Origin of the sequence: Pseudomonas sp. UC 17F4, assembly GCF_900101695.1 — a bacterium.
Lineage (GTDB): Bacteria > Pseudomonadota > Gammaproteobacteria > Pseudomonadales > Pseudomonadaceae > Aquipseudomonas.
Genome location: NZ_FNKV01000001.1, coordinates 777,792 through 789,798, shown reverse-complemented (window position 1 = coordinate 789,798; position 12,007 = coordinate 777,792). Strand labels below are relative to the sequence as shown.

General features: G+C 61.8%; 11 protein-coding genes. 8 read left to right on the top strand and 3 right to left on the bottom strand.

Going from position 1 to position 12,007, the window contains the following annotated elements:
• The first annotated feature begins 93 nt into the window (after window positions 1-93).
• From BLR26_RS03510 to BLR26_RS03490, 5 genes are all read left to right on the top strand, one after another.
• The gene (locus BLR26_RS03510; RefSeq protein WP_045199497.1) at window positions 94-1,503 is read left to right on the top strand and encodes an alanine/glycine:cation symporter family protein; all 1,410 of its coding nucleotides are present in this window, start codon (window positions 94-96) and stop codon (window positions 1,501-1,503) included.
• A 63-nt stretch (window positions 1,504-1,566) separates the two neighbouring features.
• Complete coding sequence (locus BLR26_RS03505; RefSeq protein ID WP_093377931.1) at window positions 1,567-2,559, top strand: asparaginase; 993 nt, start codon at window positions 1,567-1,569, stop codon at window positions 2,557-2,559.
• A gap of 60 nt (window positions 2,560-2,619) precedes the next feature.
• On the top strand, window positions 2,620-3,612 hold the full coding sequence (locus tag BLR26_RS03500; protein WP_093377925.1) for an AraC family transcriptional regulator: 993 nt from the start codon (window positions 2,620-2,622) through the stop codon (window positions 3,610-3,612).
• A gap of 140 nt (window positions 3,613-3,752) precedes the next feature.
• Window positions 3,753-4,799 carry a histone deacetylase family protein gene (locus tag BLR26_RS03495; RefSeq protein WP_093377920.1) on the top strand — a complete coding sequence of 349 codons (1,047 nt, stop codon included), beginning with the start codon at window positions 3,753-3,755 and terminating at the stop codon, window positions 4,797-4,799.
• On the top strand, window positions 4,796-5,896 hold the full coding sequence (locus BLR26_RS03490) for a polyamine ABC transporter substrate-binding protein (protein WP_093377915.1): 1,101 nt from the start codon (window positions 4,796-4,798) through the stop codon (window positions 5,894-5,896). Before BLR26_RS03495 ends, BLR26_RS03490 begins: the two co-directional genes overlap by 4 nt.
• Before the next feature lie 49 nt (window positions 5,897-5,945).
• Here BLR26_RS03490 and BLR26_RS03485 read toward each other — a convergent pair whose 3' ends face one another.
• Window positions 5,946-6,386: a hypothetical protein gene (locus BLR26_RS03485; RefSeq protein ID WP_093377911.1), complete on the bottom strand. Its 441-nt coding sequence runs from the start codon at window positions 6,384-6,386 to the stop codon at window positions 5,946-5,948.
• A 282-nt stretch (window positions 6,387-6,668) separates the two neighbouring features.
• A complete protein-coding gene (locus BLR26_RS03480) occupies window positions 6,669-8,207 on the bottom strand; it encodes a MocR-like pyridoxine biosynthesis transcription factor PdxR (protein WP_093377908.1) in 1,539 nt (512 codons plus the stop codon).
• Between the two features lie 90 nt (window positions 8,208-8,297).
• On the opposite strand from BLR26_RS03480, the gene BLR26_RS03475 reads away from it, so the two are divergent.
• Genes BLR26_RS03475 through BLR26_RS03465 form a run of 3 tightly spaced genes read left to right on the top strand, consistent with a single transcriptional unit; the run spans window position 8,298 to window position 10,069 of the window.
• Window positions 8,298-8,927, top strand: a complete 630-nt coding sequence (locus tag BLR26_RS03475; RefSeq protein ID WP_093377905.1) for an FMN-binding negative transcriptional regulator — start codon at window positions 8,298-8,300, stop codon at window positions 8,925-8,927.
• A gap of 12 nt (window positions 8,928-8,939) precedes the next feature.
• Window positions 8,940-9,386 carry a GNAT family N-acetyltransferase gene (locus BLR26_RS03470; protein ID WP_093377901.1) on the top strand — a complete coding sequence of 149 codons (447 nt, stop codon included), beginning with the start codon at window positions 8,940-8,942 and terminating at the stop codon, window positions 9,384-9,386.
• 17 nt (window positions 9,387-9,403) lie between these two features.
• A complete protein-coding gene (locus BLR26_RS03465; protein WP_093377896.1) occupies window positions 9,404-10,069 on the top strand; it encodes a GNAT family N-acetyltransferase in 666 nt (221 codons plus the stop codon).
• 67 nt (window positions 10,070-10,136) lie between these two features.
• Here BLR26_RS03465 and oadA read toward each other — a convergent pair whose 3' ends face one another.
• Entirely contained in the window at window positions 10,137-11,945 is a 1,809-nt protein-coding gene (oadA, locus tag BLR26_RS03460) for a sodium-extruding oxaloacetate decarboxylase subunit alpha (RefSeq protein ID WP_093377891.1), read from the bottom strand.
• Between the last annotated feature and the right edge of the window lie 62 nt (window positions 11,946-12,007).

Sequence of the window (12,007 nt, the reverse complement as noted above, 5' to 3'; positions counted from 1 at the left end):
CGCGGCGCTCGCATCGGTATAGTGCCCGCCCTCTTGCGTGCCAGCCCCCTGGCGCTACACGCAGCAAAAGTCATCAAAAGCGAGGAACACTCCATGCTTGAAGTCATCAACGACTTCCTCTCGGGCAAGGTACTGATCGTGCTCATTGTCGGTCTGGGCAGTTACTTCACGATCCGCTCGCGTTTCGTTCAGTTGCGGTACTTCACCCACATGTTCGCGGTGTTTCGCGACAGCCTGCGCAGCAGCAGCGAGCAACTGAGCTCGTTCCAGGCGCTGATGCTCAGCCTGGCCGGCCGGGTCGGTGCCGGTAACATTGCCGGGGTCGGTATCGCCGTGACCCTTGGCGGCCCCGGTGCGGTGTTCTGGATGTGGGTGACCGCGCTGGTCGGCATGTCCAGCAGCTTCATCGAATGCACCCTCGGCCAGCTGTACAAGCGTTGCGACAGCGAAGGCCAGTACCGCGGCGGCCCGTCGTATTACATCGAGCACGGCCTGGGCAAACGCTGGCTGGGCATGGTCATGGCCTTCCTGCTGCTGGTGACCTTCGGTTTCGCCTTCAACGGCCTGCAAGCCCACGCCGTGACCCACTCGCTGAACAACGCCTTCCAGTTCGACACCACCTACACCGGCATCGCCCTGGCGGTGCTGCTGGGCCTGGTGTTCATCGGCGGCATCAAGCGCATCGCCGCCGTCGCCGACCTGCTGGTACCGGTCAAGACCCTGGCCTACATCGCCGTGACCCTGTACGTGATCGTGCTGCAGTTCGACCAGGTGCCGGACATGCTGATGACCATCGTCAAGAGCGCCTTCGGCCTCGATCAGGCCTTCGGTGGCCTGGTTGGCAGCGCCATCATCATGGGCGTCAAACGTGGCGTGTTCGCCAACGAAGCCGGCCTTGGCAGCGCACCCAACGTCGCCGCCGTGGCCGAAGTCGACCACCCGATTGCCCAGGGCGTGGTCCAGGCGTTCTCGGTGTTCCTCGACACCTTCATTATCTGCACCTGCACCGCCTTGCTGATCCTGCTGTCGGGCTTCTACACCCCGGGCTTCGAAGGCGACGGCATTGCCCTGACCCAGAACTCGCTGGCGGCGGTGGTCGGTGACTGGGGGCGGATCTTCATCAGCGTCGCCCTGGCGCTGTTTGTGTTCACCTCGATCCTCTACAACTACTACCTGGGCGAGAGCAACCTGCGCTTTCTGGTCGGCGACAACCGCAAAGCCCTGATCGGCTACCGCGCCCTGGTGTTGCTGCTGATCTTCTGGGGCGCGGTGCAGAACCTGGGCACGGTGTTCGCGTTCGCCGACATCACCATGACCTGCCTGGCCTTCGTCAACCTGATCGCCCTGGCCCTGCTGTTCAAGGTGGCCATGCGCGTACTGCGCGATTACGACGACCAGCGCGCAGCCGGGATAAAAACGCCGGTGTTCGATTCGGCCAAGTTCGCCGACCTCGACCTGGACACCAACGCCTGGCCTGCCAAGGTCGAAGACACCAAGCGCTGACAGCCAGCCCGGTGTTCGCGTACTGTGGTCGGCTTAACCCAAGCCGACCACGGAGACAGGCGAATGGCAATTGCGCAACCGGCCCGCAACATCATGGTGCTGTACACCGGCGGCACCATCGGCATGCAAGCCAGCGCCAACGGCCTGGCTCCGGCGTCCGGCTTCGAACAGCGGATGCGCGCGCAACTGGCCGGCCAGGCCGGCATTCCCACCTGGCAGTTCCGTGAACTGCTGCCGCTGATCGACAGCGCCAACATGACCCCGCAGTACTGGCAGCGCCTGCGTGCGGCGATCATCGACGCCGTCGACAGCGAAGGTTGCGATGCCGTGCTGGTATTGCATGGCACCGATACCCTGGCCTACAGCGCCGCCGCCATGAGCTTCCAGCTGCTGGGCTTGCAGGCCCCAGTGCTGTTCACCGGCTCGATGCTGCCGGCCGGGGTCGCCGACAGCGATGCCTGGGAGAACCTCACCGGCGCATTACAAGCCCTGGCCACCGGCGTCGCGCCGGGTGTGCAGCTGTATTTTCACGGAGAGTTGCTAGCCCCGCACCGTACCGCCAAGGTCCGCAGCTTTGGCCGGCATCCGTTCGTTACCCTCAAGCGCTTTGCCGGCGCTGACGCAACGATGCCCGGGCCTGCAGCGCTCGATTATCGCCAGCCCAAGCAAGTCGCCAATGTCGCCGTTCTGCCTCTGGTGCCGGGGATCGGCGCGCCAATGGTGCAGGCCGCGCTCGCCAGCGGTGCCCAGGGCTTGATCCTGGAATGCTTTGGCAGTGGCACCGGCCCTTCCGACAACCCCGACTTTCTCGCCGCTCTGGCCGAGGCTCAGGCAAGCGGTGTGGTCGTGGTCGCCATCACCCAGTGCCATGAAGGCGGGGTCGAACTGGATGTCTATGAGGCCGGCAGCCGCTTGCGTCAGGCCGGCGTGCTGTCGGGTGGCGGCATGACCCGCGAAGCGTTGCTTGGCAAGTTGCAGTTGCTGCTGGGCAGCGGCTTGCCGGTTGGCGAGGTAAGGCACCTGGTGGAGCAGGACCTTTGCGGGGAATTGCTGTAAGCGGCTCAAGGCATACAAATTGCTCGATTTGCTCGGCCAACCTGTCGAAAGAAGCCGAGCATGCTCCATTCACACCTCACCACCCTCAACGCTGTGTCGCTGGTTCTGCAAGCCTTTCAAGGCCAGGGTCCCGGCGCTGAAGCGCTGCTGGCCGGCAGCGGCATCAGCCCGGCAGACCTGGGCCGCGCCGACTCGCGCATCACCACCCGCCAAGAGATGCTGGTGTGTGCCAATGCGGTGGCCCGACGCCGCGAAGTAGGCCTGGAGCTGGGCCGGCGCATGCATGTTTCCTGCTACGGCATGCTCGGTTACGCCCTGCTCTCCAGTGCCACCTTAGGTGACGCTTTGCGCCTGGCGATGCAGTACCCGGCGCTACTGGGAACACTTTTTCAGCTGCGTCTGGTCGAGGAGGGCGAGCGGGTCTGGTTCAGCGCCAGCGATTATCGCGAAGACCCGCATTTGGCTGCATTCAACGCCGAGTTCTGTCTGACCTCGCTGAAAGTGATCTGCGACGACCTGCTTGGCCAGCCATTGCCGCTGACGGCTGCACGCTTCGCCCACCCAATGCCGGATTACCATGCACTGTACGGCGACAGCTTTGCCTGCCCATTGCGATTCGAGGCCACCGACAATGCCTTCGCCTTCGCCCGCACATGGCTGGACCAGCCCCTGCCGCTGGCCGACCAGATCACTCACCAGGCCATGAGCGAGCGCTGCCGGCGGCTTAACCTGGAGTTCACCGGCCGCCAGGCCTGGCTCGGGCGGATCCGCCAACTGCTGCTCGAACAACTCGATGCGGCGCCCGGCCTCGAGGGCCTGGCGCGGCAAATGAACTGCTCGTCGCGCACCTTGCGCCGGCACCTGCAGGAGCTGGGCAGCAGTTATCAACAGCTGCTCGATGAACTGCGTTTCGAGCGCGCCAAGCAACTGTTGGCCGAAGATCAGTTGCCCATCTACCGCATCGCCGAACTACTCGGCTTCAGCGAGACCGCCAGCTTTCGCCACGCCTTCATGCGCTGGAGCGGGGTGGCGCCGAGTCACTTCCGCGCCTGAACATCGCGCTTGCACCGCCGGGGGCGAAATCCGGACAGTCAGGTTGGCCATATCGATCCCCTTTTGGCCGTTTCCGTCGTTCTGCAGCAGGCCCGTGCCACCAACAATGGAGCGACGCCAGTGACCCGGAGAACAACAACATGCTGACGATCTATTCCGATGACCACCGCCTGCACCACGGCCGCTGCGAGCTGATCGACGGGCAACTGATGCCCTGCTTCGAAATGCCCTCGCGCGCCGACCATGTCCTGGACCGGGTAAAGACCCGTGAACTGGGGGCCATCAAGGGCCCTGCCGATTTTGGCCGCGCGCCCTTGCTGCGGGTGCACAGCGCCGATTACCTGAACTTCTTCGAAGGCGCCTGGCTGCGCTGGACCCAACTGGGCCACGAAGGCGACCTGCTGCCCTTCACCTGGCCGGCGCGCACCCTGCGCAGCGTAAAACCCAGCGGCCTGCATGGCGAGCTTGGCTACTACAGCTTCGACGCCGGCGCGCCCATCACCGCGGGTACCTGGCAAGCGGCCTACAGCGCCGCACAAGTAGCCCTTACCGCCCAGGCGGCAATCCAGACCGGCGCCCACAGCGCCTTCGCCCTCTGCCGGCCACCCGGGCACCACGCCGCCAGCGACGTCATGGGGGGTTATTGCTACCTGAACAACGCCGCCATCGCCGCCCAGGCGTTCCTCGACCAGGGCCGGCGCAAGGTGGCTATCCTCGATGTCGACTACCACCACGGCAACGGCACCCAGGAAATCTTCTACCAGCGCAGCGATGTGTTCTTCGCCTCGATCCATGGTGATCCGCAGGCCGAATTCCCGTTCTTTCTCGGCTATGCCGACGAGCGCGGCGAAGGCGAGGGTCTGGGCTACAACGTCAACTACCCGCTGCCAGCCGGGAGTGACTGGCCGACCTGGAGCAAGGCCCTGGACGAGGCCTGTGAGCGCATCGCCGCCTACGGCCCGGACGTGCTGGTAATTTCCTTGGGCGTGGATACCTTCAAGGACGATCCGATTTCCCAGTTCAAGCTCGACAGCCCCGACTACCTGCAGATGGGCGAACGCATTGCCCGCCTCGGCAAGCCGACGCTGTTCGTCATGGAAGGCGGTTATGCGGTCGAGGAAATCGGCATCAACGCGGTGAACGTACTCGAAGGTTTCGAACGCGCCCAACAGGAAGCTCAAGCATGACCCGACTCCAGCGCCTGCTCGCCCCGCTGCTGTGCAGCACCCTGCTCGCCGGTAGCCTGCAAGCTGCCGAACAACGCACCCTGCGGGTCTACAACTGGTTCGACTACATCACCCCGCAAACCCTGGTGGACTTCCAGAAAGACAGCCAGGTCAAACTCATCTACGACATCTTCGACACCAACGAAGCCCTGGAAGCCAAGCTGTTGACCGGCAACTCCGGCTACGACGTGGTGGTGCCGTCCAACGTGTTCCTGGCCAAGCAGATCGAAGCCGGGGTATTCCAGCCCCTGGACCGCAGCAAGTTGCCGAACTGGCAGCACCTGGACCCGAAGCTGATGAAGCTGATCGAGGCCAACGACCCCGGCAACCAGTTCGCCGTGCCCTACATGTACGGCACCGTGCTGATCGGCTTCAACCCGGCCAAGGTCAAGGCGGCGCTGGGCGACAACGCCCCGGTCGACAGCTGGGACCTGATCTTCAAGGAGGAGAACATCGCCAAGCTCAAGCAGTGCGGCGTGGCCTTGCTTGATTCACCCTCTGAAATCCTGCCACTGGCCCTGCAGTACCTCGGCCTGCCACCGAACAGCACGAAACCTGCTGATTACAAAAAGGCCGAAGAGCTACTGTTGAAAATCCGCCCGCACGTCACCTACTTCCATTCCTCCAAATACATGGCGGATATTGCCAATGGCGACATCTGCGTAGCGGTCGGCTACTCCGGCAGCTTCTCCCAGGCCGCCAACCGCGCCAGCGAGGCGAAGAACGGCGTGGTCGTCGACATGCGTCTGCCCAAGGAAGGTGCGCCAATCTGGTTCGACATGCTGGCAATCCCCAAAGGCGCGGCCAACCCGGAAGATGCCTACACCTTCATCAACTACCTGCTGCAGCCAAAGGTGATCGCGCCCATCAGCGACTTTGTCGGTTACCCCAACCCGAACAAGGACGCCACCGAACGGGTTGCCCCGGCCATCCGCAATAACCCCAATCTGTACCCCACCGAAGAAGCCATGGCCAAGCTTTATACCCTGCAACCGCTGCCGCGGGATGCCGAGCGCGCACGCACCCGCGCCTGGAGCAAGATAAAGTCCGGCAAATAACCGCAATACCTCCCGCCAACAATGGCGGGAGGTATGTCGAACCTATCCGTCAGGACAATTCGACAGTTTGACCGACCTTGAAACAGGCTTCGGTAATCGCCTTGTACGGCGAACTTTCGACCAGTGTTGCATTGAACTGCCCGGAAAATTCGGTATTTGCCGCACTCGACATGGCGATACAGCCCGTCTCTGCGGAGTATTCGTTATTACCCTCAGGGTTCTCGACGACATAACCGATGGTAACTTCTCCTTCAAGCGTTACATCATATTCGCCGGCCGCCAGGTAATCATCGGCTGCCACCGTGATGTAGCGGCGCTCACTACCTTCATCAATCAACCCGACGACAATTCTTACACCGAAGCTGTGGAAGCCACGGACGTCTGTTGCAACGAAGGGCTCACCATCGATCAACGCAGTGAAACTATCACCTGCAGGTATCGAAAAATTTCGTTTTCCAGGCTTGCTGAATTCCTTCAAGGCCGCTTTCATGCAGTGTTTATGGGATTCTTTCATTATTGACCCTATATACAGAGCAAAAACCATCAGGCGAGCTAACACGCCGCGCCACCAATAAAAGTGTGACTAATGATTTTCGAATTAAATGACGTAACAATCTTGAACTGAAATAGTACGGGCTTACCCTGAGCACATGAAAGTTCTACCACGTGAGAAGGCAACGTCAATCAAGTTAAAAATTTAACTTGTAACCTAAAAATTTAGCCCAACGGGCATGTAACACATGCCCAGCGAAGGAACTCACTGTAAATCCCTTCAGCTCTTTGAGTGGCCCCAAACTTCAGCCAAATGCCGCACTGCGACCTCAATCGCAGCTTCCGGAACAGCGGCAAACCCCAGGACCAGTCCAGCACGCTCATCCTCCGGCGTATCCGAGTCTGGCAGCCAGAAATCACTCAAGCCGTTAATCTCGACGCCAACGCTTTCGGCTTCCCCGATCAACGTACGTTCGCGCGCAAGCGAATCAACCCGCACTGCCACATGTAGACCTGCAGCTACATGTGGCAGCGGGCCGATGCCGCTGATGCCCTGTGGCCATCCTGCCATCAACGTATTTCTTCGGCTGAGCGCCGCTTTGCGCATGCGCCGGATATGCCGTTGAAAATGCCCCTGGGCCATGAACTGGGCCATCACTGCCTGAGTGCCTATTTCAGAGTGGCGCACGGCCAGCGCCCGGCAGCGGGAAAACACCTGCACCAACTGCCTGGGCAGCACCAGGTAACCCAGGCGCAGCGCCGGAAAGGCTATCTTGCCGAAGGTGCCGACATATAACACCCGCCCACTGCGATCCAGCGCCGCCAGAGGTGCTAGCGGGTCGCCGCTGTAGCGGTACTCACCGTCGTAGTCATCTTCGATGATCCAGCCGTCCTTGCGCTCAGCCCAGGCCAGCAACTGCAGACGACGGGCCAGGCTCATGGTGACGCCGGTCGGATACTGGTGCGATGGCGTCACATAGCTGAGGCGACAATGTTCCACGGCATTGAGCGCAGCGCAGTCCAGGCCCTCATCGTCGACCGCCACGCCTTGCACTTTTGCCCCGGTCAAGGCGAAGGCGTTTCCAGCAGCGCGGTAACCGGGGTTTTCCACAGCCACCACTTCGCCAGGCTCCAATAACAGCTGTGCACAAAGGCTGATGGCCTGCTGTGCGCCACTGGTGATCACAATTTGTTCAGCCGTGCAGGAAAGTCCGCGAGATCGACGCAAATAGGTCGCGATCAATTGACGAAGTTGCGGCTCTCCAGCCGGATCGCCATAGCCCAAAGCAGCGCGATCGGGGTTGCGCCAGAAACCCGCCTGGAGCTTGGCCCAGACGTCGAACGGGAACAAATCGAACGCCGGCAAACCGACGCGAAAAGCCCGTGGCGGACCACTTTTCGGTGGCGGTAAATGGTGGCTTTCCAGACGGTTGCAAGGACCATTGTGGATAAGTTTGCTGGATGAATCCACAGTGTTATTTGCTGTTTTTGTGGATAACCCTGTGGAAAAACCCAGGGATAACCCTGTGGATACTTTTGTGGATAGTTTTGGCAGCTGGCTGACATAGGTGCCATCGCCGACCCGGCTTTCGATATAGCCTTCAGCGTACAACTGGTCGTAGGCACGCACCACGCTGTTGCGCGACAACGACAGCGCCGCAGCCATATCACGGCTGGCCGGCAAGCGCGTGCCACTGCTCAGGCGACCGTCCAGCACGCGCATGCGAAGCGCCTGGTAAAGCTGGCGGCTGAGCCCCTGGCGGCGATCAAGAACGATACCAGTCGGGTCGAACGGCAAGGTGAAGGGGCGCTCGCTCATGACAATGGACCTATAAAATTAGCTGGAAATGGCTCTTACCTTAGTCCAATAGCCTGCCTAGGATTGAGCCATTCGCCAAGGACAATCCACATGTTCACACCTTCGAGCTACAAGGAAACCGACCTCGAGCGTCTGCACCAGCAGATCGAGCAAACGCGCCTGGCCGTATTGGTCACCCACGGTGAACAGGGCTTGCAGGCCAGTCACCTGCCGCTGCTGCTGGATCGCAAACAGGGCAGCAACGGCACCCTGTACGGCCACTTCGCCCGCGCCAACAAGCAATGGCAGGATCTGGCCAACGGCGCCGAGGCGCTGCTGGTGTTTGCCGGGCCCGATGCTTATGTCAGCGCCGGCTACTACCCCAGCAAGGTCGACGATCCGCGCACGGTTCCGACCTGGAACTACGTGGCTGTGCACGCCTGGGGCAAGGCTGAGGTTTTCCATGACGCCGAGCGTCTGCTGGAGATCGTCCGCCGCCTGAGTGATCACCACGAACAACGCCAGGCCAAACCCTGGTCGGTGGACGAAGCGCCTGCCGACTACATGGCCGGCATGCTCAAGGCAATCGTCGGCTTCGCCCTGCCCATCGAGCGCCTGCAAGGCACACGCAAACTCAGCCAGAACCGTTCGGCCATCGACATCGAAGGCGTGCGCACCGGCCTGGCCAACAGCAGCGATCCTCTGGACAACCAATTGGCAGCCCTGATGGGCCAACCTTGAAGGAACACACCTATGCCTAACGTCACCATCCGCCCTGTCACCGCCGACGATCACAGCGCCTGGCTACCGCTATGGCAGGCCTATCAACAATTCTACGAAACCCGTATCGATGACGAGGTCAGCGCCGTGGCCTGGGCGCGCATGCTCGACCCGGCCGAGCCGACCAACGCCGCCCTGGCCTGGGTCGACGGCAAGGCACTGGGCATGGTCCACTGGATCTATCACCGCTCCAACTGGAGCATCGAGAACTCCTGCTACCTGCAGGACCTCTACGTGCAAAGTGAGCAACGCGGCCTGGGTATCGGCCGCCAGCTGATCGAATACGTCTACGCTACGGCAAAGGCGGCAGGTTGCGCCAAGGTGCACTGGTTGACCCACGAAACCAACGCCACGGCCATCAGCCTGTACGAGCAGGTCGCCGAGCGGCCCGGCTTCATCCAGTTTCGCAAACCGCTGTAAGCCAGAGGAGCCACCCCATGAGCAGCCCATTGCACTGGCATCCGGCCAAGCGCCCGCAACCTGCAACATTGACCGGGCGCTTCGTGCGCCTGGAAAAACTCGACCCCAAGCGCGACACCGAAGACCTCTGGGAAGTGTTCCAGGGCTCCCAGGCCGACCGCACACTGTGGGACTACCTGGCCTACGGTCCGTTCACCGAGCGCGAAGACTTCGATCACTGGCTTGACACCAATGCCGCCAGCAGCGATCCGCTGTTCTACAGCGTCATTGACCTGGCCAGCGGCCAGACCCAGGGCATCCTCAGCCTGATGTCGATCGTGCCCGAACAGGGCCGCATCGAGATTGGCCATATCGCCTTTGGTGCTGCCATGCAGCGCACACCTAAAGGCACCGAAGCGGTGTACCTGCTTGGCAAACTGGCGTTCGAGCTGGGCAACCGCCGCCTGGAATGGAAATGCAACAACGACAACGCCCGCTCCAAGCGCGCCGCGCTGCGCTTTGGCTTCACCTTCGAGGGGGGGTTTCGCAAGCACATGGTGATCAAGGACCGAAACCGCGACACCGCCTGGTTCTCGATTACCGATGATGAATGGCCGGCGATTGCGGCGGGGTTCGAACGTTGGTTGGCGGCAGATAACCAGCGGCCCGAGGGACAGGTACAGACCTTGGAGGCGTGCCGGTAGGAGCAGGCAAAAAAAGGGAGGCATACGCCCCCCAGAGGTTAACCGCTTGTAGATGAGGGCCTGAAAATCAGCCCTCAATCTCGATCAGGATCTCGCCCGGGTTGACCCGGTCGCCCTTGGCCACGTGAATGGCGGTGACCTTGCCGGCGATTGCCGCCTGCACCTCGGTCTCCATCTTCATGGCCTCGGTGATCAGCACCGGCTGGCCGGCCTTGACCATGTCGCCTTCCTTGACCAGCACATCGACGATGTTGCCCGGCATGGTGGTACTGACATGGCCAGGGGCGCTGGCCTGCTTGCGTTTGCTGCTGCCACCGCCGACAAATTCGTTGAGCGGCTCGAACACCACTTCTTCCGGCATGCCGTCGATGGACAGGTAGAAGTGGCGCTTGCCTTCGGCCTTGACGCCAACACCGGTGATATCCACCCGGTAGGTCTCGCCGTGCACGTCGATGACGAATTCGGTCGGCACGCCTTCGCCGCCGGCCGAGGCCACGGCGCCGGCTTCCGGAATCGGCAGCAGCACTTCAGGGGTCAGGGTGCCGGCCTCACGCTCTTCGAGGAACTTGCGCCCGATGTCGGGGAACATGGCGTAGGTCAGTACGTCTTCTTCCGACTTGGCCAGGGCGCCGATGTCGTTGCGCAGCTTGGCCATTTCCGGCTTGAGCAAATCGGCCGGGCGCACGTCGATGACTTCTTCGCTACCGATGGCCTGGCGCCGCAGATTTTCGTCGACCACACCCGGAGCCTTGCCGTAACCGCCTTGCAGGTACAGCTTCACCTCGTTGGTGATGGTCTTGTAGCGCTCGCCGGCAAGCACGTTGAAGAACGCCTGGGTACCGACAATCTGCGAGGTCGGGGTCACCAGTGGCGGGAAGCCGAGGTCTTCGCGCACCCGCGGGATTTCCGCCAGCACTTCGTTCATGCGGTTGAGCGCGCCCTGCTCCTTGAGCTGGTTGGCCAGGTTGGAAATCATCCCGCCCGGTACCTGGTTGACTTGCACACGGGTGTCGACGGCAGTGAATTCACTTTCGAACTGGTGGTACTTCTTGCGCACGGCATAGAAGTACAGGCCGATTTCCTGCAGCAATTCCAGGCTCAGGCCGGTGTCGAACTCGCTGCCCTTGAGGGCCGCGACCATCGACTCGGTGCCCGGGTGGCTAGTGCCCCAGGCGAAGCTGGAGATGGCGGTGTCGATATGGTCGGCGCCGTTCTCGATCGCCTTGAGCTGGCACATGGCAGCCAGGCCGGCGGTGTCGTGGGAATGGACGAACACCGGCAGCGACTGCTCGGCCTTCAGCGCCTTGACCAGCTCGCCGGTGGCGAAGGGAGTCAGCAGGCCTGCCATGTCCTTGATGGCCACCGAGTCGCAACCCATGGCTTCCATCTGCTTGGCCTGGGCGACGAAGGCGTCGATGGTGTGTACCGGGCTGGTGGTGTAGGCAATAGTGCCCTGGGCGTGCTTGCCAGCGGCCTTGACCGCTTCGATGGCCACGCGCAGGTTACGCACATCGTTCATGGCGTCGAAGATGCGGAACACGTCAATGCCGTTGACCGCCGCCTTGGCGACGAAGGCTTTGACCACGTCATCGCTGTAGTGGCGGTAGCCCAGCAGGTTCTGCCCGCGCAGGAGCATCTGCAGGCGGGTGTTGGGCAGTGCCGCACGCAGTTTGCGCAGGCGCTCCCACGGGTCTTCCTTGAGGAAGCGCACGCAGGCGTCGAAGGTCGCGCCGCCCCAGACTTCCAGCGACCAGTAGCCGACCTTGTCGAGCTTGTCGCAGATCGGCAGCATGTCTTCGGTACGCATGCGGGTGGCCAGCAGGGACTGGTGGGCGTCGCGCAGGATTGTGTCAGTGACAAAGATCTTCTTGGACATTCTTATCTCCTCATAGCGGCAAGCTTCAAGCTACAAGCCGCAAGAAAAAGCCGATCGGCTCT

Coding starts and splice junctions, on each gene's coding strand:
- BLR26_RS03510 (WP_045199497.1), top strand. CDS start 94: ATGCTTGAAGTCATCAACGACTTCCTCTCGGGCAAGGTACTGATCGTG.
- BLR26_RS03505 (WP_093377931.1), top strand. CDS start 1,567: ATGGCAATTGCGCAACCGGCCCGCAACATCATGGTGCTGTACACCGGC.
- BLR26_RS03500 (WP_093377925.1), top strand. CDS start 2,620: ATGCTCCATTCACACCTCACCACCCTCAACGCTGTGTCGCTGGTTCTG.
- BLR26_RS03495 (WP_093377920.1), top strand. CDS start 3,753: ATGCTGACGATCTATTCCGATGACCACCGCCTGCACCACGGCCGCTGC.
- BLR26_RS03490 (WP_093377915.1), top strand. CDS start 4,796: ATGACCCGACTCCAGCGCCTGCTCGCCCCGCTGCTGTGCAGCACCCTG.
- BLR26_RS03485 (WP_093377911.1), bottom strand. CDS start 6,386: ATGAAAGCGGCCTTGAAGGAATTCAGCAAGCCTGGAAAACGAAATTTT.
- BLR26_RS03480 (WP_093377908.1), bottom strand. CDS start 8,207: ATGAGCGAGCGCCCCTTCACCTTGCCGTTCGACCCGACTGGTATCGTT.
- BLR26_RS03475 (WP_093377905.1), top strand. CDS start 8,298: ATGTTCACACCTTCGAGCTACAAGGAAACCGACCTCGAGCGTCTGCAC.
- BLR26_RS03470 (WP_093377901.1), top strand. CDS start 8,940: ATGCCTAACGTCACCATCCGCCCTGTCACCGCCGACGATCACAGCGCC.
- BLR26_RS03465 (WP_093377896.1), top strand. CDS start 9,404: ATGAGCAGCCCATTGCACTGGCATCCGGCCAAGCGCCCGCAACCTGCA.
- oadA (WP_093377891.1), bottom strand. CDS start 11,945: ATGTCCAAGAAGATCTTTGTCACTGACACAATCCTGCGCGACGCCCAC.